Origin of the sequence: Pseudomonas sp. HOU2 (assembly GCF_040729435.1) — a bacterium.
Lineage (GTDB): Bacteria > Pseudomonadota > Gammaproteobacteria > Pseudomonadales > Pseudomonadaceae > Aquipseudomonas.
Window position 1 is genome coordinate 593640 of sequence record NZ_CP160398.1, and the last position, 22669, is coordinate 616308.

Genomic DNA, 22669 nt, shown 5'->3' on the forward strand with positions numbered 1-22669 from the left:
GTGGGAACTTATGGAGCAGCTGATGTCGTCGATTAAGGAGGTGATCCAGCCGCAGGTTCCCCTACGGCTACCTTGTTACGACTTCACCCCAGTCATGAATCACACCGTGGTAACCGTCCTCCCGAAGGTTAGACTAGCTACTTCTGGTGCAACCCACTCCCATGGTGTGACGGGCGGTGTGTACAAGGCCCGGGAACGTATTCACCGCGACATTCTGATTCGCGATTACTAGCGATTCCGACTTCACGCAGTCGAGTTGCAGACTGCGATCCGGACTACGATCGGTTTTGTGGGATTAGCTCCACCTCGCGGCTTGGCAACCCTCTGTACCGACCATTGTAGCACGTGTGTAGCCCAGGCCGTAAGGGCCATGATGACTTGACGTCATCCCCACCTTCCTCCGGTTTGTCACCGGCAGTCTCCTTAGAGTGCCCACCATAACGTGCTGGTAACTAAGGACAAGGGTTGCGCTCGTTACGGGACTTAACCCAACATCTCACGACACGAGCTGACGACAGCCATGCAGCACCTGTCTCAATGCTCCCGAAGGCACCAATCCATCTCTGGAAAGTTCATTGGATGTCAAGGCCTGGTAAGGTTCTTCGCGTTGCTTCGAATTAAACCACATGCTCCACCGCTTGTGCGGGCCCCCGTCAATTCATTTGAGTTTTAACCTTGCGGCCGTACTCCCCAGGCGGTCAACTTAATGCGTTAGCTGCGCCACTAAGAGCTCAAGGCTCCCAACGGCTAGTTGACATCGTTTACGGCGTGGACTACCAGGGTATCTAATCCTGTTTGCTCCCCACGCTTTCGCACCTCAGTGTCAGTATCAGTCCAGGTGGTCGCCTTCGCCACTGGTGTTCCTTCCTATATCTACGCATTTCACCGCTACACAGGAAATTCCACCACCCTCTACCATACTCTAGCTTGCCAGTTTTGGATGCAGTTCCCAGGTTGAGCCCGGGGATTTCACATCCAACTTAACAAACCACCTACGCGCGCTTTACGCCCAGTAATTCCGATTAACGCTTGCACCCTCTGTATTACCGCGGCTGCTGGCACAGAGTTAGCCGGTGCTTATTCTGTCGGTAACGTCAAAATTGCAGAGTATTAATCTACAACCCTTCCTCCCAACTTAAAGTGCTTTACAATCCGAAGACCTTCTTCACACACGCGGCATGGCTGGATCAGGCTTTCGCCCATTGTCCAATATTCCCCACTGCTGCCTCCCGTAGGAGTCTGGACCGTGTCTCAGTTCCAGTGTGACTGATCATCCTCTCAGACCAGTTACGGATCGTCGCCTTGGTGAGCCATTACCTCACCAACTAGCTAATCCGACCTAGGCTCATCTGATAGCGCAAGGCCCGAAGGTCCCCTGCTTTCTCCCGTAGGACGTATGCGGTATTAGCGTTCCTTTCGAAACGTTGTCCCCCACTACCAGGCAGATTCCTAGGCATTACTCACCCGTCCGCCGCTGAATCAAGGAGCAAGCTCCTTTCATCCGCTCGACTTGCATGTGTTAGGCCTGCCGCCAGCGTTCAATCTGAGCCATGATCAAACTCTTCAGTTCAAACATCTTTGGGTTTTTAAGAAACCCTAAACTTGGCTCAGCAATCGTTGGTTACATCTTTGATTTCTCGCGGAGTAACTTGTGATGCTGATAATCTTGTTGACTATCAGTCTGACTCCACAAGCACCCACACGAATTGCTTGATTCAGTTGTTAAAGAGCGGCTGGTTAAGATCTTTCGTCTCAACCGAGGCGCGCATTCTACAGCAGCCTCATTTGCTGTCAAGTGATTATTTTCAGAAGTTTTCGAAGATTTCTTCAACAACTTCAACCACTTGCGCTTCCGATCTCTCGTTAGCGGGAGGCGAATTCTACAGCGTTACACGCTGCTGTCAACACCTCTTTTTCTCCGCTTTCGACCGAGAAGATCGAACCGTCAAAAGAGCCAAACATCTCTGCCCTTTCAACTCCTTCCAGGCTTCGATGAACTGAAGCAAGCCGCTGTCGAAAACTGCGTAACTCATTGAATATCAAGGAGTTTTCCGTTTCGACTGCGCCGGAAGTGGGGCGAATTATAGACCTCCTGAATCTGCCGTCAACCGTTAATTTCAGTTTTCTATCAATGCAGCGAAAAGGCCTGCTTATATATAGACGTAATGTCAGCGAATGCGCAGCATACTCTCCATCACCTGACAAAAATTCCGATGATGTCTCACAATGACAGTCCAACTTCCTGGATCTGCCCCCATGCCCGGCTCCCGAATACGCCCTACCCCAGCGCCCCTGCTCAATCCAGGCGAGACCGTGGTGCTGTTCGACGGCGTTTGCAAGCTGTGCAACGGCTGGGCGCGTTTTCTGATCCGCCACGACAACAAGCAACGGGTGCGCCTGGCGGCAGTGCAATCTCCAGAAGGTCAGGCATTGCTGGCATGGGCCGGTCTTCCGGTCGACGAGTTCGACACTATGGCGGTGATCCGCGACCAGCATTACTGGGTACGCTCGGATGCGTTCTTTGAAGTCATTGCACTACTGCCCGCTCGTTGGTCGCCCGTCAGGCTTCTGCGTGTTTTCCCACGAGCACTTAGAGATTGGGCCTACGACCGCGTCGCACTGAATCGCTATCGGATTTTCGGCAAGTACGACAACTGCCTGTTACCCAACCCCGATCACGAACGACGCTTTCTCAAGTCGCCGGTATGAATGCCCCGCTACAACATCAACTGCAGCCACTGCCCCGGCGTCATCTTCGTCACCATCATCAGCACGATCACGAACATCCCGAGAAACCCGCAAACGCCCATCCAGAACCACTGCCGATAAACAGCCCGGTAATCAGCATCAAGCCCAGCCCCACATTGCACCGCGTCCGCCGCCATCCCTTGCAAACGTTTCTGCAGCAACAGCACCGGCAACCAAAGCGAGCCCACTATAAAGAACAGGATCAGCGACATCAGCACCCAATCCTTGGTCAAGGGCAACCCGGAAAGCCTTGTCAGCCAATAACCCGTCGCGATCTGGATGAAGCCCGCCACCGTGGTGATCCAGGCGTCATAGCGCACGACCATTCTCGCCACATGCGCAATCACTTGCGGATTGGCCGTGCGACTGGCGGCGATCAGGTACAGATAGGAACCCATGCCGAAGCCGAAGAGGAAAATCGCAGCGATGACATGCACGTACTTCACGCTCAGATAAAGCATGCTCAACGCATCCCGCCAGAGAAAATCACGGCCAGGCCAAGATTCTGCGAATCGTTGATCGCTGCCATGTATTCGTCGACGCTGATCTCACCGACACAAGGACGGGCACCCGGTTCGGGCAAGTAACCTCGGGCGATCTTCGCGGCCAGAGCAACGGCAGCACAACTCGGGATCTCCGGCCCCCTGTCATTCAGCGCGGTCAGTTGCGCCGTCATCGACAACGGCTGGTCGTTCAAGCCGACACCTTGCACATCTATATACATCGCACTTTTGCCATCCCCGAAACGCTCAAACCATGTCCCCCAGCGATGCAACCGGGCCGCCCACACCCTGTGGTCACGCACCAGTCCTTTCCTCATCGCCAGTGCAAACAGATAATTGGCTACGCCGCCGAACTTGAGGCCCGCGCCAGCCTTGAAACTCAAAGTGTGAGCGCCAAACCGGCTGGCAAAGATGTCCATGTCCGGCACATCCACATTGGCCAGCGCGCGAGTGCCCAGGTTCTGCAGCTTGCGCAGGGTCAGGTCTTCCCAGCCCATCACTTCATGCACTTGACCATTGCGCAGTTGGCGGATCGGTTTGCCCGCATATGCCAGCACACCCTCGATCGTCGATAACCCCGGCATTTTCGCTGATGAGGAAATGCCGTGCTCGATCGAGTCGATGCGTTTGAAGTGATGGCGCTGCTCATCGATGATCGCCGAAGACAGCGTCGGCACCGAACTGCAACCACTGAGGATGGCGACACCGGCCTCTCTCGCCCGCGCATCGAGTATGCCGATGCCATTGACGAATGTCCGGCAATCCGCCAGATCGCAATAGTTGACGCCCGCCTCGATGCAACTCTCGGCCACCGCATAGGATTGCCCCTGAAACGGGCCTCCCGTGTGAACCACCATTTGAATATTCATCGCGCGCAGAGCCACGGCGAACCCGGCGCCCTTCGCATCACCACACCAGCGCTCGCAGGTCACCCCTAATTCAGCGACCTTGCGCTCCAGCTTCTGCGGATCGCGCCCCGAGATCGCCAGTTCGATGCCCGGCATATCGATCAGATGCCGACAAACGATACTGCCAAAGTTTCCATACCCGCCAACCACCAACACCCTGAGTGCCATCAACGCTTCCCTGAACGATTCATCTCAAATGGCAGATTTTGGCCGATAGCAGCCCCCCTACCGCCCCGAAAACAATGCCAACCGACAAGCCAAGCCAAAAAACACCGCCCCCAACACCTGATTCAACCGCCGTGCGATCCGTGCATTACTCGCCAGCTTGTTCCCAACCTTGCTGGCCAAAACAATCACCGCCCCATTCACCAGCAATCCGATCACATTCAGGATTGTCGCAAATACCAACATCTGCAGCACCAGCGAGCCCTTCCCTGGATCGACAAACTGCGGAAACAGCGCCAGCACAAACAGGGCCATTTTCGGATTGAGCAGATTGGTCACCAACCCTTGGCAGAAGATGCGCAACAGCGGTGTGGCTGGCAGGGTTTCGCTGGTGGCCAAAGATGATGCGGCGCTGGTGAAGGCTTTCCACGCCAGGAATGCCAGATAGGCGGCGCCGGCGAAGCGGATGATGTCGTAGGCGGCGGGCACGTTGGCGACCAGTTGCGACAATCCGAGGGCGGCTGCCAGTGCGTGGCAGTAGGTGCCGGCCTGAATGCCGGCGAGGGAGACGAAACCCGAGGCGCGGCCCTGACTCAGACTTCGGGAGGCGATCAGCAGCATGTCCGGGCCGGGGGTCAGGGCAAGCGCGAAACAGGCGCCGGCGAACAGGAGTGCTACGGAAAGGTCGATCATAAGGGCCTCGGCGTTTTTATTGTCTGGGTCGCCTTGCGGGCGAGTCGAGGCAGTTTACCGAACGGCAAAGCCCGTGACGAAGATCATGCGCAAAGTGCGATGTCGCGGCCATTTTAGATAGCGAATCGACTACCCTTCGCCACTGAGGTTTCACCTTTGAATGACTACACAGGGAATAACCATGTCGATCCATGCCGTGACCCTTCCTCGTTTCGCCCAGATGTTGCGCTCGCTGGCGGCCATCCTGTCCAAGAGCGAGGCTTTCGCCCTTGAGCGCGGCTACGACGCGCAAGTTCTGCTCGACGCACGTCTGGCGCCGGACATGCACAACCTCGCCACGCAGGTTCAATACACTTGCACTCAGGCTCAGGACGCCGTGCAGCGACTGACGCAACAACCGTTGACCAAGCTCACACCACCCGAAAACATGGCGGCGGCCAAGGCCTTGATCGACAGCACACTGGAGATGCTGGCGGCGGCGAATCCGGCGCAGATCGACGCCAGCGCGGACAAGAACATCGCCCTTGAACTGCAAAACGGCATCGCCTTCGACATGACCGGCCGCGAATACGCCGTGGACTGGGCGATGCCGCAGTTCTACTTTCACCTGATCACCGCGTACAACATCCTGCGCCACAACGGCGTGCCGCTGGGAAAGGCGGATTATGTGCAACACATGTTTGCGTATCTAAGGAAGTAAGTGCAGCGCGAGCTTCGGGTCAATCAGGATTGACCCGGAGTTCTTGCAGAAGCAACGCCAGTGACTCCACCGCACCGTGATGACTCTGCGTCGAACGCTGTGTATCCCATGACATGGCATCGTCCACACAGAAATCGCCAGCGCACTCCACGTTCAGGTCCTCATCCAGCAGGCCGAGCGGAATCCACACGTAAGGTGATCCGCGAAGCGGATTGGGCACGGTCGAGCCGCATTGTGCGCAGAAGTCATTCCTGTAGCCGCTGGGTTTGATCCAACTGTTGATAGAGTCCTGCCCTGCGTCCCAGCGAAAGTCCCGAGCGCTGACCAGCGTGGCGAGGTTGAACCCGACACCGGTTTGCTTGCGGCACAGTGAGCAGTGGCAGCGATAGAAAAAGCGCGGTTCCACTGTGAGGGAAAAGCGTACTGCAGCGCAAATACACTGCCCTGTTATCACGGATATCTCCTTTGGACGAGCGCTTGCACATCCATGCTGAAGTTTTTGCTGGCCAAAACAGCATTCTAATGCCCCGGATGAAAAACCAAAGTTTTCCGCTCTGCACTGCATCCGTTTCATCCCCTGCTCCGTATATTCAACACCCTCATTCGAAGGGTCGAAGAATCCAGGAGACGCACCATGCATACGCTCATTAAACGCCTTGCTGTCGCTTGCTTCACCCTGCTCTGCCTCGGCGCCGGATCCAGCTTTGCCACCGATACCGTGATGGTTGGCGGCGCGGCCATGTATCCGACCAAGACCATCGTCGAGAACGCAGTCAACTCCAAGGATCACACGACACTGGTCGCTGCGGTCAAGGCCGCCGGGCTGGTGGATACGCTCAACAGCAAGGGCCCGTTCACGGTCTTCGCCCCCACCAACGAAGCCTTCGCAAAACTGCCCGCTGGCACGGTCGATACATTGACCAAGCCTGAACACAAGGCGGATCTGACGAAGATCCTGACCTACCACGTCGTGGCCGGCACTCACACGGCCAAGCAGTTGATGGACGATGCCAAAATGCACGGCGGCAAAGTGATGCTGAAAACCGTCCAGGGCGAATCGCTGACCGTAATGTTGCACGACGGCAAGCTGTGGGTGCAGGACGCCAAAGGCGGCAAGGCAGCCATTACCATCGCTGACGTCATGCAATCCAATGGCGTGATTCACGTGATCGATACGGTGCTGATGCCGAATTGATTGGCTGACATTGGCGGGCTCGCGTGAGAGTTCCGCCAACGTCACGATTGAAATGACTTCCGACTCACGCCGAACGTTTTGCCACCCAACGCCGATATTGCCGAGTGCGAAACGCCATGGCGATCTGCTGCAAAATCAGCGCTCGCAACGGTGACACACTCGGATCAGGCTTTTTCGCTCGACTGAGTTTACCCAGCTGAAACTTCACCACCGCCATGTTCGCGAGGGCGGCGATAGCCTTGTTTTTCCAGGTGATCGGCGGCAATTGCGGCGCGTTGTCCTTGCCCTGCAGCCAGTCACGCGGCAGGTGGGGATCGATGGCCAATGCGGTACCGATACCGACCATGTCCACACCACTGTGCACGACGTTTTCGGCAACCGGACGACGGCGAATGCCGCCGGTGACCATCACCGGCATTTTGGCAACGGTCTGAAGGTCCCGGGCAAACTCGACGAAATAGGCCTCGCGAGCCAACGTGCGACCATCGCGCGCCTCACCCTGCATGGCCGGGACTTCGTAGCTGCCACCGGACAGTTCCACCAGATCCACGCCCAGATCGTTGAGCAGCTCAACCACTTTTTTCGCATCGTCAGCGGTGAATCCGCCGCGCTGGAAATCGGCGGAATTGAGTTTGACCGCCACCGCAAATTGCGCGGAAACCACGGCCCGGACTGCCTTGACGATCTCGACCAACAACCGCGCACGGTTCTGCAGAGAGCCGCCCCACTCGTCCGTCCTTTGGTTGGTCAGAGGCGAGAGAAACTGGCTCAACAGATAGCCGTGAGCGGCGTGGATTTCCACCCCGGTGAAGCCGGCCTGTTCACCCAGGCGTGCGGTATTGGCAAAGCGCTGGATGACGTCCTTGATCACACTGGTGGTCATGGCGTGGGGCGTGGCGAAACGCTTGGACAGTTTGCCCAGCTCCAGCGGCACCGCTGATGGCGCCCAGGTTTTCTGCCCGAGGTTGGACTGCATCTGGCGCCCCGGATGATTGATCTGCAACCAGAACTGCGCGCCGGCAGAACGGCCAATCCGCGCCCAGCGCTTGAACTTGTCGAGTTGCTGATCATCCTGCAGCACCACGCCGCCCGGCCCGGTCATGGCGCGGCCGTCGACCATCACGTTGCCGGTGATGATCAGCCCGGCACCGCCATCGGCCCACGCCTGATACAGACGCATCAGCTCTGCGGAGGGCGCCTGGTCGGCGTCCGCCATGTTTTCTTCCATGGCGGCTTTGGCGATGCGGTTCTTGATGGTCGAACCGTTGGGTAAGGTCAGGGCGTCGAACACATTCATGGGGCAGTCCTCAACTGGAGATGAGGCCACCATAAGATTGAAGTCAACTTTAAGGTCAATGACTTTTTTCAAGCTCATTCAATGTTGATTTCGCTCGACCCAGGCAAGTGCGTCACCAGATCCGCGCCCAACAACCGCGCAGGTGTGTAGGCACCGCCGGGCGGTGTTGTCTGCAACAGATAGCCGACCACCGCCAACGCAGCGTCGATCGTCAGGCTGTAAACGTTCGCGGTGTGCACGCGGGCGACTTTGCTTTCACCGCGAGCATTGCGCGCCTCGCCCCACACATAGGTGCCTTGGTCGGCACGTTTTGCCTGATCCGGGCCGGTCACGGTCTTGCCGATGCGCGCCTTGAGCAGCCGCTGCACAAACGACAGTCCCAGCAACGGACGAATCCAGTTGGCGAGCCTGGCGCCGCGAATCATCCCCGCCGAACCCGGTATGAACACCTCGATATTGGCGATGCCGGTGGTGTGCCAGGCGGTGGACACATCGCCCCAGGGGATGGTCATCGCCAGCTTCTCCCCGGCACCGAAATCGATACGCCGAACCCGATAGGCCAGCGGCACGGAAACGATCTTGCCGTCACGCCGGACCTTGCCGCCCTGCGCCAGGCCTTCGATTGAAGTCTTGGCAGTGCCGGGTGAAAAGCTCGAACGTGAATCGAAGCCCAGCGCCAGATGCGTCGCATCCGGCAGCGCGTCTTTCAGGGCGGCGGCAACGCAGTCGGTCGGAACTACATCGAAGCCGACGCCGGGGCAAATGACTGACCCCGCTGCCCGCGCCCGCTCATTCAGAGACTGCGCATGTTCGAATACGGCAATCTCGCCAGTGATGTCCAGATAGTGTGCGCTGGCTCGCAGGCAGGCTTCGATCATCGGCGCGGCGGTTGCGGAAAACGGCCCCGCGCAATGCAGAATCAAGCCGTGACCCTTGATCTGCGCCAGCAACCGCGCAGGGTCATCCAGACCGAACACCCGGGCTTCGAGACCCAGCTCCCGGGCCAACGCTTCGACCTTGTCGCGGCTACGTCCGGCCAACACCGGCCTGAGTCCACGCCTGACGGCATCGCGAGCGATCAGTTCGCCGGTATAGCCGTTGGCGCCATAAATCATCCATTTCATCGGTGTATCCGGTTGGTCTTGCTGACTCATGCGTGGCTCCTGAGTGGATTGATGATCGGCGTTATTGCCTTGCCCAATCAGCGTCAGACGCTAGCGTTAAAGTCAGGTTGAGGGTCAAGCAAAAGTCCGATGGCATCGACGCAAATTATTCGCAGCAGCGGGGGTTGACCTTAAAGTGAGGTTTAAGGTGAGCATGCGCCGACCTGCTTGCTCGATGGAGCCCGGATGATGCTCAAGACCCTTGTTTCCTCTGCCCTGCTATTGATAGGTGGTGCTTTCATGACGTTTGCAAATGCTCAGTCGGCGGCAATCAAGGATCGCCAGATTCTGGTGATCATGACCAATCACGCAAGCTATCCCTCTCGCACCGATACCACCGGGTTGTGGCTGACCGAGCTGACGCACTTCACCGATGTGGTGGAAGCCGCCGGCTACACCACCGTGTTTGCCAGCCCCAAGGGCGGCGCGGTGCCTCTGGACGAACGCAGTCTGGGCTGGTTGTACATGGACAAGGCTGCGCGGGAGCATTTGCAGTCGCCTGCGTTCCGCGCGCGACTGGCCAATACGCTGCCGATCGCCGAGGTCGATCCGTCCCGCTTCGGCGTCATCTATTTCACCGGAGGCCATGGCGTGATGTGGGACTTTCCCGACAACCCTGACCTGCGCCGTGTCGCCGAAACCATCTACAACCAGGGCGGCATCGTGTCGGCGGTGTGCCATGGCGTAGCGGGGCTGCTGGACCTGAAGGACAGCCAGGGCCAATTGATCATCAAGAACCGAAACATCACCGGTTTCTCTGACCGCGAAGAGCTGTTCTCGGGAATGAAAAGCCAAGTGCCCTTCTTCCTCGAGGACCGCTTGGTGAGCCAGGGCGCGCGCTACCGCAAGGGCTGGCTACCGTTCACTTCATTTGCCATTACCGATGGAAGGCTGGTGACCGGGCAGAACCCTCAATCGCCCAAAGCCGTAGCTGAAGCCGTGATGGCGGTGCTCAACGCCGACGAACGAACGCGCTGAATCTTTTTGTAGTGCCTACCCACCGGAGAAAGTCCGATTGAAACTCGCAAGCGCCGTTTTAACAGGATTGCTGATCACCACTTTTGCCAACGCTGCGTTGGCGGAGACACCTGAAATGCGCGACCTGACCGAGACCACCACCATCGATATTGCCGGCCATTCAGTACCCGTCGTCAAGGGTGGCCTCTATGACCGCTTTCGCTCCAATCCGCCGTTATCGGTAATTGCCGCCGAAGTCCCGGGCGTTGATTTGAGCTGGTTCAAGGGCCTCACGAAGCACAAGGTCGACATTGGCTTCGAGTCGTTTTCGCCAAACTTCTACTATCAGAACAGTCGTGTCACGGCGATCTACACGGCCGACCTCGAGCGACTCCGGGCGTTGATGCCGCGCGAAATACTGGCCACCGTGCAACCGCTGCAAGTCTGGCCAGGACGTGGCTTGATCGCGTTCACTGCGTACACCTACGAGCATTGCGATAACGACGCCTATAACGAAGTTGCCGTGTCGATCATCACCAACAAACCCGGCAGAGCCAACCTGGGACCGCTCACGTTGATTGGCCAATCGATGTCAGAAGACTTCTGGGGTTATGTGCTCAAGTTGCCGGTCAATACCGAGCTGGCGCGGGTGCGCGGAGTGGTCGGATACAACCTGCCGAAGTGGCTGACCGGGATTGATCGCAAAGAAAACGGGCAATCGGTGATCTATGAGATCAGCGACAGCCAGACCGGCAAACCGGACGTGTCCTTCACCGCGAAGAAGCTCGACAAACTGTCGCGCGATGAGGATATCGTCACCAGCAGTTTCACCAACCTCGATCACCAGGGCCAACTGGCCTATGGCTACGCGGTGTCGCGCCAGCTCAGCCACGGTTCCAGCCGGGATGCCGATGCCGCCACGCTGACGCTGGGCGACGGCAGCCTGTCGACCTACCTGCGCGACTTGAAGCTGGGGAAAATGCTCAAGTACGAATATGTCCCGGAGTTCCAGAGCGCACTTTACGCACCAAAGCCGCTCGCCACGCTGGTTGGCAATCGCTGAAAGCGGTAACGCCCGTCAGGCTCCGGCAGCCTGACGGGTGGTTCTTTTCCCGGCCGCACCGGCTGCCCGTTTGTCTGAAGCAGGCGTCCCGCCTTCTTCGCACAGCCGTTGGATCAGCCTCTGCGCATTGTCCGCACACGCCATCCCCGCAGGCTTGCCCTCGATCCCCTTGATGACCAGCAGCAGTTGCTCCTTGTTCTGCGCCAGCCGTTGCTGCAGGACTTCGATTTCTTCGACCTTTTGCTTCAAGCCACTGAGCAATTGGTCATGCTGCCAGCCACTCGCGTTCATCGGCATCAACTGACGGATCTCCTCCAGGGAGAAACCTGCCGCCTGCGCGCCGGTGATGATATGCAACACCCACTGTGTGTCGGGGGCGTAATCGCGATAGCCATTGGCTTTGCGCGCGACCGAAGTGATCAACCCGCTCGCTTCGTAGAAGCGGATACGCGAAGGCGCCAGCCCGCTGATTTTTGCCAGTTCACCAATTCTCATGTCGACTCCGCAAGCCCGTTAACCTTGAAGCTGACTTTAAACCTGAAAGCCGCCAGCGCCAACATGCCAGATCACGCCAGCAGCTCGGTAATCCACTGAACCTGCCGCGCAATGTCTTGCAGCTTCTCCTCGGGGACAGCCTGGCGCGCCTGTTTGAAGCTGTTCAGGGTCTTCTGTTTCTGCCGTAACGAGCGCTGCCATTTGGCGATGAATGCCGGGCTGCGTACTTGCATCAGCAATGGGCCAAAGTACAACTGTTCGGCGCTGTAGCTCAGCGGTGAACCGCACTCGGCGACGATGATTTCGTAGAAGAAACGGTTTTCCTGCAGCACTTCCTCGTCGAGGATGCGGTAGTCGTTGTCCATCAGCCATTGGCGCAAGGGTTGCTCGCCGCCGTTGGGTTGCAGGATCAGCCGTTCGTGCCCGCGCAGACGCGCTTTGCCGCTGTCGAGGATGTCGCGAATCGTCTCGCCGCCCATGCCGCAGAGGCTGATCGCGGTGATTTCGTCGTCCGGTTCGATCGCCGTCAGACCGCTGGCCAGACGCACGCTGATGTGCTGCTGCAGATCGTTGTCGCGCACCGTGCGCACCGCGGCATGGAACGGCGTCAGCGCCACCTCGCCGGCCACCGCCGCAACGATGGCGCCACGGCGCATCAGGGCCACCGGCAGATAGCCGTGATCCGAGCCAATATCCGCCAGCCGAGCGCCCGCCGGCACCTGCGCCGCCACCCGCTCCAGACGCATGGACAAAGTGTGTTCGTTCAACTGCCGCCCTCTTCCCCAGCCATCGCCGGCGCTGCTGGCCGGACAAGGGGCGCGACTCTAGCGGGCAACGTCGGGTAATTCAAATCCGGACGGGCGCGGTCTAGTCCGGATTCGGCCTGTCACTGCACAGGCGAGGCATCCGCTATCTTCTTTGCAACCGGCCTACTAATCTGCGCGCAGCCGTATCTCAAAACAACAAATGCACTCATGGAAGATCAACCTTGAAAACAGCTCTCGGCGCCCTGCTTCTGCTTGGCCTGTCCACCAGCGCACTCGCGGATTCGCGTCCCACCGGCTTTCACAGCACGACCCTGGCGGCGGGCGCAATCGAAGTGCTCGAGGAAGACGCACCGGGCGACGGCGTCATTTGCCGTGATGGCGACTCTGCGCGCCCACTGGAAGTGATCCAGCAGCAGGTGGTGGCGCTGATCAGCGATTTTCTGGCGACGTCGAAGCCATGATCGGGCGCGAGCAGCTTCACCGGCAAGGTTTTGCGCTGCTGCGCCGTGCGATCCCGGGGAAGTGGCTCGCCGACCTGCGCGCGGTATTCGATGCAAATGTGCAAGCATCAGAACACTGGCCGGTCCCGCGCGGTGCGGACTGGCGCCATTCGCTGCTGGATCTGGATGCAACCGTGCAAGCGGTGTGTCGCCTGCCGCAGGTACTGGCGGTGGCAGGTGAGCTGATTGGCGAACGCTTCTTCCTGTCCCAGGTCGAGGGTCGCGAACCGCTTGCCGGCGGCGGCCATCAGCAACTGCACCGCGACTTATCGATCCAGCGGCCCGGCGACATGGTCAACGCCATCGCCTTTTTCGACGACTACGGCCCCGCCAACGGCGCCACGCGCATCGTCCCGGGCAGCCACCGACCATCGCCACAACAACTCCCATTCGACCCCAACGACGAGACCGCCGTCGTGCAGCTTTCCGGTAACGCGGGGGACATTTTGCTGTTTGACGTTGATCTGCTCCACGCGGGCAGCCGCAACATGAATGGCGCACGTCGGCGCTCTATCCTGATCAACTATTGCGCGCAGGCGCTGTATACGACGCAGCTGGAAACGGCGAGCTTGCGCAGTGTGCGAATGGACACTCGTGAACTGTTTGATCCCGCAGCGCTGCAACAGACTCGCCAAAACGCTGCGAGCCGGTTTTAATGCGCGCCTGGCGGGCAGATGCCCAGCCCCTTCACCGAGAAGAAACATGAACCGTCAAAAGAAACTGCAGCAGTTGTTCAAGGAAAAGGCCAAAAAGGCCAGCGCCAAACTGGCGCCGAAAAAGCCCAAGTACATCAGCAAGGCTGACCGCGCGAAGATGGCGGCCGAAGCGGCGGCCGAGCCGGTTGAAACCAGCGAGAGCTGATCCCGCGCGCCAGGGTTCAATCACACTCGGTCGGCTGAGACAGGCAGTCGGCATGCCGAGGACCGGGGATATATTCAGGTTCTCGCATCCGGCGGCATATTCACTGGAGGTCAGCAGATGTCTGGAGCGGGTGGCGCTTTGAGTGCTGAATGGGAGCTTGCCACGGGATCGTTCATACGCGTTTTCCTCGAACGTAATAGACAGCTGCCACAACAAAGTCTCTGATGCACCCTGCCCAAACACCGATCAGCATGCACATCACCAGGTAACTGAAATATCGGTGAAAGTCCGAATAAGGTACTTTTTGCGAGGTCATCCCGACCAGTCCGAGTGTTATCAGGCTGACAAGCCAGTAACCCAGGCAGCGCAAGGCGAGATAGACAAGATCTTTCCCTCTGACTGTCGGCCCCCAGACACTGGCCGACTCACCCAACAATGCCGACCACACCAGATGAAACAGGCTTGCGTAGAAGTAGCTCACGCTCAGACGGGTTGCCACATCAACGCTGAGCCCCGGCGTAAACCAGGAATAAATACGGTTGAGGGCGTGCCCTGCCGGCTGCAATTCATTAATAAATGGATAGAGCGCAACGCCGCCTCCGAGAAAAATGATTACAAAAGCCATGCTCTTCATCCGTGTCCCTTCTGGCCATTTTCCTGGCCGGCATTTTTTTGCCGTGCCGAGCTCGTGCGCAGCAGTTTTTGCAGCGTAGACGCCCACAGCATAGTCAGCCCGGCTGCCTCTGGCGCCGTATGCGTATCTCCTACCGATCGCGCGTCCGTCATGTCCTCAAGGCGCTCGCGACAAACTGTGCCCGTAGACAGCCCGTAGCAGCGCAGAACAGTGGAAAAACGATACTGCCCTGCTAACCTCAGTTTCGGGTGGCGCGCCTGCGTACCCGGATCGCAAAGACAAATGTGCCATCCCATTCATGCAATTGCGGATCGTGAATGAAAGCTCGATGTCCCGAATGTGGCTATGTGACAAACAGCCCTCCGCCAACCCATAAGTGCCCTCAGTGCGACAATTTCTCCCATGACTGGCTTATTTACGACTGGGACAGCTTTGCTTCAATTCAGCGTCAGCATATTCGCTACAACCTGGTGATCATTGGCATAGTGCTGATCAGCCTTGTTACGACCATAAGCCTGGGACTGACCAGTGTGTTTCCGTGGATGATTGCCCTGTTCATCATCCCTGCCACGATCAGTTTGTTTTATTGTCGCAAGCGGCTTGCCAAGAAATCCGCATACAAAGGACATAAAGGCACGGCTATGTTTCCCTGGTTCTCTGGATTCGGGGGGCTCTGAACGAGCACGCAAGTCCCGCGTAGCTGCAACTCATCAGGGCGCCGACGGTCGCCATGATCGCCGTCATGACCGCAATCTTGCAGGCGAAGCGATCGCCTTGTGCATGGGCATGATGGGTGGTGTGCTCGATGTGTGCCCGTGGGGGCTGGGAACTTCGAACTCTTCAGGCATGGCTGTCGAACGTGGGTGAGCGACAAGCACTGGGCGGCCTTATGAGGACAACCACAGCGAAACACGCAAGCCACGCCGCCCCACTTCATCAACAAAACTCAAACCCACCCGAATCCCCGTGCGTTCGGCGATCGCCCTGACAATCGACAGCCCCAACCCGGACCCGGCCTCGCCGGTGCCCAGGCTGCGGTAAAACGGATCGAACACCAGCGCCTGTTCTTCGGCGCGGATGCCCGGCCCCGAGTCCTTGATTTCGATGCTCACGCCCTGCTCCGTCCGTTCGACGCTGAGGTCGACTCGTCCGCCCACCGGGGTATAGCGAATGGCGTTATCCACCAGGTTCTTGATCAGGATCAACAGGTCGAGTTCGTTGATGACGACCTGCACGTCGTCGATGCTTTCCACGCCGATATCGATGTCTTTGTTCTCTGCCAGTGGCAGCAGGTCTTCCAGCACTCGGCGAAACACGGCATGCACCGACACAGCGGACTCGGCGCGTTGCGCGATTGATTGCGCGGCGGCCAGGGCCAGCAATTGTTCGATCAGCTTGCGACTGCGCTCGATGCCCTGAGCCAGTGGCAGAAAGTTCTGCCGGGTGTCAGCCGACATGGTCGCAGCGGCCAATCGCTCAGCCTGCAACGACAGCGCGGTCATCGGCGAGCGCAGTTCATGGGCGGCATCGGCGATAAACCGTCGTTGCGCCTCCATGGCCTGCGCCACACGTTTGAGCAATCGATTGATCGCCACAACGAAGGGCCGGATCTCGCTCGGCAGGTGCTGTTCATCGATCGGATGCAGTGCCTGCTGGTCACGCTGATCGATTTCCGCCGCAAGCGTCGCGATCGGGCGAAACAGCTTGCGCACCAGATCCCCCACCACCAACAGCAGCACCGGAAACAGGATCAGAAACGGCAGCAGACTGCGCCAGGCGCTTTCCCGCGCCTCCTTGTCGCGCACGTCGGCTTCCTGCGCGACCGCGATGCGTTCGCCTGCCGAGGTGGTTCTGACCAGTACACGATAGTGTTCACCGGCAATGTTCTGCGTCGACAAACCATCGGCCAGGGTCAGGGGAAAGGGCAACGGGATGCTCGCGTCATCAGTGCCGACGGCTTTGCTGCTGTCAGCCAGGTATTGCACGGTGATCCGCGAGTCTTCGTCATCGCCAACGACCTGCGCGGCAGCGGGATAACCCAGGGTCATGTGCTGCCGATCAAACAGCAGCGCCACCTGACGCAGGCTTTCGTCCTGCATTTCGTGCGCTTCATCGAGTGCCGAGATAAACGCGAATGCACCGGCGAGCAAGGCGACGACAAGAATTGCCAGGGAAAGCGTGATGGAAAGCCGTGACTGCACCGAGTCGCTCAAACGCCCTTTGAAACCATCCATCCCATCCCCCTGACATTCCTGATGACATGGTTGCCCAGTTTGCGCCGCAGCGAATGGATCAAAAACTCCACCGCGTTGCTTTCCACTTCGTTGCCCCAACCGTAAATCCGGTCCTCAAGTTCGCTGCGCGAGAGAATCGCCCCCGGGCGAATCAACAACGCCTGCAACAGCGCAAACTCGCGGCTGGAAAGCTGCACTTCGGCGACTTGCGCGGTAGAGGCTTGCTTCGAGACCAGGTTTAACGACACCTCGCCGTTGTCCAGCAACGATTGCGCGTTACCGCCGCGCCGGCGCAATACCGCGCGCATGCGTGCCAGCAACTCGGCCATGGCGAAGGGTTTGAGCAGGAAGTCATCCGCGCCGCCATCGAGGCCGCGCAGCCGGTCATCGAGGCCATCGCGGGCGGTGATAATCAGCAATGGCACGGGGTTGTTGCGCGCACGAATGGCATCCAGCACATCGAGCCCGTCCTTGCCGGGCAGGCCGAGGTCGAGCAACACCAGGTCGTAGGTCTGGGTGTCCAGCGCCGCCAGTGCGGTGAGGCCGTTTTTCACCCAGTCGGTGGCGTAGCTCGCTTCCTTGAGCGCCGCCTCGATGGCTTCGCCAATCATCAGGTCATCTTCGACCAGCAGAATCCGCATGCAGCGCTCCGACAGAAAAAGGCGCGACGGTCATGGCCATCGCGCCTGTATTGAAGCACTTGCACCGGCGTTTGTCCGCCGCCGGTTCAGCGCTGCGATCACTGCTTGCCGTTCATCGAATCGAAAGCCTTGAGCAGGTCGTCCATGGCCGCCTTGCAGTCAGCCTGCTTCGGCGAGTTGGCGCGCAGGGCATCCAGCGCGCGGTCAATGGCCTTGTCCAGTACATGCCAGTCGGCAGCGGCACGCGGCTTGATGCCGGCTTCGGCAGAGTCCCAGGAGGTCTCCAGATCCTTGATCCGGGTCTTGGCGCCGAGCAGGTCGTTTTTCTCGACCCGCGCGCTGACGTCGGCGGCGATGTTGCGGAACTCGCTCAGGTCACCCAGCTTCGAGCCCGATTGCGGCGGCGCGCTCAAAGAGCTGGTCGGCGTGCCGGCAGCGGGCTTGTCGGCGGGTTTCGAGCAGCCGGCGAGGCTACCGAGCAGTACCAGAGACGAGATGATCGCGACGTGGCGAAAAGCCGTTTTGAAGGCGTGCATATTGATTCCTTGATGGGTATCCAAACGTTTATTGAGTGAGGGTTTTGCGATTGCCAAGGCTGATCTGCGCGACCGCCACCAACAGCACGATGACGCTGAGGAAGATCGCACTGGTCCAGGCGGCGCCCATGCCCAGGCCACCGTAGGTCTTGGCCTGAGTCAGCAAGTCACCGAGAGAGGCGCCGAACGGACGGGTGAGGATGTAGGCGAACCAGAAGGTCAGCACCACGTTGGCCCCCATCCGCCAAGCCAGCAGCGTCGCCGCAATCAGCGCACCGAATATCACCGCACCGACGGTGAAGCCCAGCCCCAGCGCTTCCGTTGCCAGGTCCCCGGCAGCAGTGCCCAGGGCGAAGGTGCACAGCACCGTGGACCAGTAGAAAAGCTCGCGTCGCGGCGTGTTGATTTCGCGGATCGACAGGTTGTCCTCCACCGTGAACCAGATCAGGAAATTCACGGCCAGCAACACCGAGAACACCGCGGTGCTGACGTACAGGCTGATGTCGAGCATGTCGGTCATGATGTCGGTGATCTGCGTGCCGACGATGCTCACCAGCACCACGGTTAACCAATAGATCCAGGGCGTATACGCGGTTTTACGCATTTGAAAGAACAGCGCGCACCCGAGTAACAGCGCCATGCCGATGCTGGTCCAGCCAGCGCCGAAACCGGCATCCACCGCAAGGAAGTCGGCGCCGGTTTCACCCACGGTCGTCGAGAGAATCTTGATCACCCAGAAGGCCAGTGTCACTTCGGGGACTTTGTTAAGCCATCCGGCTTTTGCGGGATTCATGTGTGGATCGCCTCTCCTGTCCAGCGCTGAACTTGCGCTGAGGGGAAGATACGAGCCAATACTTAGCTGAGACTGAGGGCGTACACGACGCGACCGATTCACCGTCCCGCCCTGCTCCCCGGAAATTTTCCGCCGTGCCCGGTTCGATCACCTAACCTCATAGATTGTGTGATCAACGAGAACCGGCCACTCTCATGCGCAACACATTGAAGTCTTTGTTTTTTTTCGCGCTGCTCCTGCTCGCTGCGGGCAGTTCGTTGGTGTGGGGGGCGGATTTGCCGGCGCCCTCGGCGACCACTGCTGCGCCGCTGGTGGAGGTCTCGCAAAGTGATCTGCAAGCCCTGCAACTGCGCCTCGACGGGCTGAAGCAGCAGATTTCCGCTGCCAACAACTACAACCAGCTCGAAGGTCCGCAAGATCGGGTGCAGACCTTTATTCTGGATGTCGATCGGTTGTCGGCATCGTTGTTGCCGCAGCAGGCGCAACTGGCGGTGCAACTGGGGGTGCTCGGCGCGGCGCCGGATACGCAGATTGCCGCCGAACAGGCGGAAATCGCCGCGCAAAGGGCATTGCTCAGCGAGCAGAAAAACAAGGTCGATGCCACGCTCAAAAGCCTTGCCGCGCTCAAACAAAGCGCCGCCGAGCTGATCACGCAAATCGCCGGCATCCGCCGCACACTGCTCGAAAGCGAACTGACGCTGCGCACCGACAGCATCCTGAGCCCGGCCTTCTGGTCGCCATTGGTGGCGCCGGAGCCGGACGATCGCCAGCGCCTGAAGTTTTTCATCGATCAGGTCAGCGTCACCTGGGCCACAGTCTGGGCACCGGGACAGCGCTTTTTCACCTGCGTGCTGGTGCTGCTCGCTCTGGTTTTCTGGACGCTCGGCCGCCGACTCGCCGAGCGCGGGCTGACCTGGCTGTGCATCCACCGCATGCCGGAGGGGCGCCTGCGCCGCAGCGCGCTGGCGTTCGCCTCGGCGCTGGCGACCCTTGGCACCACGGCCATCGCCCTGCATCTGCTGTTCTACGCCTGCACCCGTCACGAACCGCTGACGCCCATGCTGCAGACTTTTTCCGAGGAGTTTGAAAAAGCCGTTTACGCCTGCGTCCTGATCACCGCGCTGAGCCGCGCGTTGCTGTCGACCCAGCATCCTTCATGGCGGCTGCCGGCGATGGCCGACTCAGTGGCACTGGCGCTCCAGCCCTATCCACGGATTCTCGCCGCCACCCTGCTGGTGCTGGTGACCCTGGTGCAAGTCAGCAACGCCACCGGCATGAGCAGCCAGATCGTGATCGCCCAGCGCGGAGTGATCGCCATCGTGGTGATCGTGATTCTGGTGCCGCTGCTGTGGCGCGTCGGCAAAGTGCGCAAGGCGCTGATCAGCGCCAATGAACCGGAGACCGGCAGCACGTTTGCCGGGGCGATCTACAGCATTGCCACGGTGTGCATGTGCATATCGGCGCTAGCCTTGCTCACCGGCTACGTGTCGCTGGCCCGCTTCGTCACCTATGAATTGGTCTGGGCCTATATCGTGCTGGCCGGGTTCTATCTGCTGGTTCAAGTGGTCAAGGACGCCTGCGAATACCTGTTCTCGCCGCGCTACTCGGCCGGCAAGACCCTCAAGCAGACTCTGGGCATGGGCGACCGGCGGCTGGAGCAGATTTCGATTGTACTGTCCGGTGCCAGCCGCGCCGGGCTGTTGCTGCTGGCGGTGATCACCCTGTTCGTCGGCGGCATCGGCACCACGTTCGGGCAACTGACCAGCAACGTCATGGGCATTCTCGGTGGCGCCGGGTTGCGCAAGCTGAACATCGTCCCGGCGCATCTGATCAATGCCGTGCTGGCGTTGCTGATCGGCATCTACCTGATCCGCGCTTTGCGCCGTTGGCTCGACAATGAATTCCTGCCCAAGACCGACATGGATCCGGGCATGTGCGCGTCGTTGAGCACACTCTTTTCCAACATTGGTTATGCCACGGTCATCCTCCTGACCTTATCGTCGCTGGGCGTGCGCTGGACCAATCTGGCGTGGATCGTCAGTGCGCTCTCGGTGGGGATCGGTTTCGGTTTGCAGGAGATCGTCAAGAACTTCGTCTCCGGGCTGATCCTGCTCACCGAACGGCCGGTCAAGGTCGGCGACCTGATCAGCATCAGCGGCGTCGAAGGCGATATCCGCCGGATCAACGTGCGCGCCACGGAAATCCAGCTCAGCGACCGCTCCATCGTGATCGTGCCCAACTCGCAACTGATCTCGCAGAACCTGCGCAACGTCACCCTCGGCGGCAGCGCCCAGGGGGTGGCAAGCCTGGAGCTGATGTTCCCGCTGGACATCGACCCCGAACAGGTCAAGGAACTGCTGCTGAACACCTACCGGGAAAACGAAAACATCCTCGACAAACCGGCGTCGTACGTGCGCTTCAGCAAGCTGTCGCCCGATGGCATCACCTTGACAGTAACCGGCTACGTCGGCAGCCCACGGATCGTCGGCGGGACCAAGAGTGATCTGCTGTTCGAGATTCTCAAGCGGCTGGGGGATGCGGGGATTGCGTTGGCGAAACCCGCCGCCACGCCGTAGCAGACCAGCCCCTGTGGAAGGTGACTTGCCAGCGACGGCGGTGGGTCAGTCTGAAGTGATGGCGGCTGACACGGCCCCATCGCTGGCAAGCCAGCTCCCACAGGGGTTTGCGGTTAACGCAAATGTGCCGGCTGGCCTAAAGCATTGTAGGAGTGAGCCTGCTCGCGATGGCGGTGGTTCAGTCACAGCGGGGGGGACTGACACGCCCCCTTCGCGAGCAGGCTCACTCCTACAGGGTTCTGCGGTGGGCGCGGAGTTGGCGACTGGCCGAGATCATTGTGGGAGATTCTCAAGCGGCTGGGGGATGCGGGGATTGCGTTGGCGAAACCCGCCGCCACGCCGTAGCAGACCAGCCCCTGTGGAAGGTGACTTGCCAGCGACGGCGGTGGGTCAGTCTGAAGTGATGGCGGCTGACACGGCCCCATCGCTGGCAAGCCAGCTCCCACAGGGGTTTGCGGTTAACGCAAATGTGCCGGCTGGCCTAAAGCATTGTAGGAGTGAGCCTGCTCGCGATGGCGGTGGTTCAGTCACAGCGGGGGGGACTGACACGCCCCCTTCGCGAGCAGGCTCACTCCTACAGGGTTCTGCGGTGGGCGCGGAGTTGGCGACTGGCCGAGATCATTGTGGGAGATTCTCAAGCGGCTGGGGGATGCGGGGATTGCGTTGGCGAAACCCGCCGCCACGCCGTAGCAGACCAGCCCCTGTGGAAGGTGACTTGCCAGCGACGGCGGTGGGTCAGTCTGAAGTGATGGCGGCTGACACGGCCCCATCGCTGGCAAGCCAGCTCCCACAGGGGTTTGCGGTTAACGCAAATGTGCCGGCTGGCCTAAAGCATTGTAGGAGTGAGCCTGCTCGCGATGGCGGTGGTTCAGTCACAGCGGGGGGGACTGACACGCCCCCTTCGCGAGCAGGCTCACTCCTACAGGGTTCTGCGGTGGGCGCGGAGTTGGCGACTGGCCGAGATCATTGTGGGAGATTCTCAAGCGGCTGGGGGATGCGGGGATTGCGTTGGCGAAACCCGCCGCCACGCCGTAGCAGACCAGCCCCTGTGGAAGGTGACTTGCCAGCGACGGCGGTGGGTCAGTCTGAAGTGATGGCGGCTGACACGGCCCCATCGCTGGCAAGCCAGCTCCCACAGGGGTTTGCGGTTAACGCAAATGTGCCGGCTGGCCTAAAGCATTGTAGGAGTGAGCCTGCTCGCGATGGCGGTGGTTCAGTCACAGCGGGGGTGACTGACACG

General features: G+C 59.6%; 22 protein-coding genes, 1 rRNA gene and 1 pseudogene. 10 read left to right on the plus strand and 14 right to left on the minus strand.

Going from position 1 to position 22669, the window contains the following annotated elements; translation table 11 throughout:
• Positions 1-33: 33 nt before the first annotated feature.
• Positions 34-1570: ribosomal RNA gene (locus ABV589_RS02580) — 16S ribosomal RNA — on the minus strand.
• Positions 1571-2256: 686 nt separating this feature from the next.
• On the opposite strand from ABV589_RS02580, the gene ABV589_RS02585 reads away from it, so the two are divergent.
• A complete protein-coding gene (locus ABV589_RS02585; RefSeq protein ID WP_367084732.1) occupies positions 2257-2709 on the plus strand; it encodes a thiol-disulfide oxidoreductase DCC family protein in 453 nt (150 codons plus the stop codon).
• Between the two features lie 8 nt (positions 2710-2717).
• Here the strand turns inward: ABV589_RS02585 and ABV589_RS02590 are convergent, their stop codons facing one another.
• From ABV589_RS02590 to ABV589_RS02600, 3 genes are read right to left on the minus strand one after another with little or no spacing between them, the layout of a single operon-like run.
• Positions 2718-3209 carry a DUF2269 domain-containing protein gene (locus ABV589_RS02590; protein WP_367084733.1) on the minus strand — a complete coding sequence of 164 codons (492 nt, stop codon included), beginning with the start codon at positions 3207-3209 and terminating at the stop codon, positions 2718-2720.
• A gap of 2 nt (positions 3210-3211) precedes the next feature.
• Entirely contained in the window at positions 3212-4327 is a 1116-nt protein-coding gene (locus tag ABV589_RS02595) for a saccharopine dehydrogenase NADP-binding domain-containing protein (protein ID WP_367084734.1), read from the minus strand.
• Between the two features lie 57 nt (positions 4328-4384).
• Positions 4385-5017 carry a LysE family translocator gene (locus ABV589_RS02600; RefSeq protein WP_367084735.1) on the minus strand — a complete coding sequence of 211 codons (633 nt, stop codon included), beginning with the start codon at positions 5015-5017 and terminating at the stop codon, positions 4385-4387.
• Positions 5018-5198: 181 nt separating this feature from the next.
• On the opposite strand from ABV589_RS02600, the gene ABV589_RS02605 reads away from it, so the two are divergent.
• Positions 5199-5717: a DUF1993 family protein gene (locus ABV589_RS02605; protein ID WP_007966333.1), complete on the plus strand. Its 519-nt coding sequence runs from the start codon at positions 5199-5201 to the stop codon at positions 5715-5717.
• Positions 5718-5736: 19 nt separating this feature from the next.
• Here ABV589_RS02605 and ABV589_RS02610 read toward each other — a convergent pair whose 3' ends face one another.
• The gene (locus ABV589_RS02610) at positions 5737-6291 is read right to left on the minus strand and encodes a GFA family protein (protein WP_367084736.1); all 555 of its coding nucleotides are present in this window, start codon (positions 6289-6291) and stop codon (positions 5737-5739) included.
• Positions 6292-6351: 60 nt separating this feature from the next.
• On the opposite strand from ABV589_RS02610, the gene ABV589_RS02615 reads away from it, so the two are divergent.
• Complete coding sequence (locus ABV589_RS02615; RefSeq protein WP_367084737.1) at positions 6352-6912, plus strand: fasciclin domain-containing protein; 561 nt, start codon at positions 6352-6354, stop codon at positions 6910-6912.
• Positions 6913-6976: 64 nt separating this feature from the next.
• Here the strand turns inward: ABV589_RS02615 and ABV589_RS02620 are convergent, their stop codons facing one another.
• Both ABV589_RS02620 and ABV589_RS02625 read right to left on the minus strand, forming a co-directional pair.
• A complete protein-coding gene (locus ABV589_RS02620) occupies positions 6977-8209 on the minus strand; it encodes an NADH:flavin oxidoreductase/NADH oxidase family protein (protein WP_367084738.1) in 1233 nt (410 codons plus the stop codon).
• A gap of 74 nt (positions 8210-8283) precedes the next feature.
• Positions 8284-9363, minus strand: coding sequence for a saccharopine dehydrogenase NADP-binding domain-containing protein (locus ABV589_RS02625; protein ID WP_367084739.1), 1080 nt, complete (start codon positions 9361-9363; stop codon positions 8284-8286).
• A 195-nt stretch (positions 9364-9558) separates the two neighbouring features.
• Between ABV589_RS02625 and ABV589_RS02630 the strand changes: the two genes are divergently transcribed.
• Complete coding sequence (locus tag ABV589_RS02630) at positions 9559-10350, plus strand: type 1 glutamine amidotransferase domain-containing protein (RefSeq protein ID WP_367084740.1); 792 nt, start codon at positions 9559-9561, stop codon at positions 10348-10350.
• A gap of 37 nt (positions 10351-10387) precedes the next feature.
• A complete protein-coding gene (locus ABV589_RS02635; protein WP_367084741.1) occupies positions 10388-11392 on the plus strand; it encodes an acetoacetate decarboxylase (ADC) in 1005 nt (334 codons plus the stop codon).
• Positions 11393-11407: 15 nt separating this feature from the next.
• Here the strand turns inward: ABV589_RS02635 and ABV589_RS02640 are convergent, their stop codons facing one another.
• Together ABV589_RS02640 and ABV589_RS02645 are read right to left on the minus strand one after the other, a co-directional pair.
• Positions 11408-11887: a MerR family transcriptional regulator gene (locus tag ABV589_RS02640; RefSeq protein ID WP_367084742.1), complete on the minus strand. Its 480-nt coding sequence runs from the start codon at positions 11885-11887 to the stop codon at positions 11408-11410.
• Positions 11888-11958: 71 nt separating this feature from the next.
• A complete protein-coding gene (locus tag ABV589_RS02645) occupies positions 11959-12654 on the minus strand; it encodes a tRNA (adenine(22)-N(1))-methyltransferase TrmK (RefSeq protein WP_367084743.1) in 696 nt (231 codons plus the stop codon).
• A 320-nt stretch (positions 12655-12974) separates the two neighbouring features.
• Here ABV589_RS02645 and ABV589_RS02650 point away from each other — a divergent pair.
• The 3 genes and pseudogenes from ABV589_RS02650 to ABV589_RS02660 form a co-directional block, all read left to right on the plus strand.
• Positions 12975-13115, plus strand: a pseudogene (locus ABV589_RS02650) (dienelactone hydrolase); the annotation flags it as partial.
• Positions 13112-13810 (plus strand): phytanoyl-CoA dioxygenase family protein, encoded by a 699-nt coding sequence (locus tag ABV589_RS02655; protein ID WP_367084744.1) that lies wholly within the window; start codon positions 13112-13114, stop codon positions 13808-13810. The pseudogene ABV589_RS02650 and the gene ABV589_RS02655, both read left to right, overlap by 4 nt.
• Before the next feature lie 46 nt (positions 13811-13856).
• The gene (locus ABV589_RS02660; protein ID WP_367084745.1) at positions 13857-14015 is read left to right on the plus strand and encodes a DUF2986 domain-containing protein; all 159 of its coding nucleotides are present in this window, start codon (positions 13857-13859) and stop codon (positions 14013-14015) included.
• Between the two features lie 172 nt (positions 14016-14187).
• Here the strand turns inward: ABV589_RS02660 and ABV589_RS02665 are convergent, their stop codons facing one another.
• On the minus strand, positions 14188-14640 hold the full coding sequence (locus tag ABV589_RS02665) for a hypothetical protein (protein WP_367084746.1): 453 nt from the start codon (positions 14638-14640) through the stop codon (positions 14188-14190).
• Positions 14641-14966: 326 nt separating this feature from the next.
• Here ABV589_RS02665 and ABV589_RS02670 point away from each other — a divergent pair, with 326 nt between their 5' ends.
• Positions 14967-15326: a hypothetical protein gene (locus ABV589_RS02670; protein ID WP_367084747.1), complete on the plus strand. Its 360-nt coding sequence runs from the start codon at positions 14967-14969 to the stop codon at positions 15324-15326.
• 210 nt (positions 15327-15536) lie between these two features.
• Here the strand turns inward: ABV589_RS02670 and ABV589_RS02675 are convergent, their stop codons facing one another.
• The 4 genes from ABV589_RS02675 to ABV589_RS02690 form a co-directional block, all read right to left on the minus strand.
• Positions 15537-16883 carry an ATP-binding protein gene (locus ABV589_RS02675; RefSeq protein ID WP_367084748.1) on the minus strand — a complete coding sequence of 449 codons (1347 nt, stop codon included), beginning with the start codon at positions 16881-16883 and terminating at the stop codon, positions 15537-15539.
• On the minus strand, positions 16859-17524 hold the full coding sequence (locus tag ABV589_RS02680; protein ID WP_367084749.1) for a response regulator: 666 nt from the start codon (positions 17522-17524) through the stop codon (positions 16859-16861). Before ABV589_RS02680 ends, ABV589_RS02675 begins: the two co-directional genes overlap by 25 nt.
• 98 nt (positions 17525-17622) lie before the next feature.
• Positions 17623-18060, minus strand: coding sequence for a hypothetical protein (locus tag ABV589_RS02685; protein ID WP_007966353.1), 438 nt, complete (start codon positions 18058-18060; stop codon positions 17623-17625).
• Positions 18061-18088: 28 nt separating this feature from the next.
• Positions 18089-18853, minus strand: coding sequence for a hypothetical protein (locus ABV589_RS02690; RefSeq protein ID WP_367084750.1), 765 nt, complete (start codon positions 18851-18853; stop codon positions 18089-18091).
• Between the two features lie 194 nt (positions 18854-19047).
• Between ABV589_RS02690 and ABV589_RS02695 the strand changes: the two genes are divergently transcribed.
• The gene (locus ABV589_RS02695) at positions 19048-21429 is read left to right on the plus strand and encodes a DUF3772 domain-containing protein (protein WP_367084751.1); all 2382 of its coding nucleotides are present in this window, start codon (positions 19048-19050) and stop codon (positions 21427-21429) included.
• Positions 21430-22669 lie beyond the last annotated feature (1240 nt).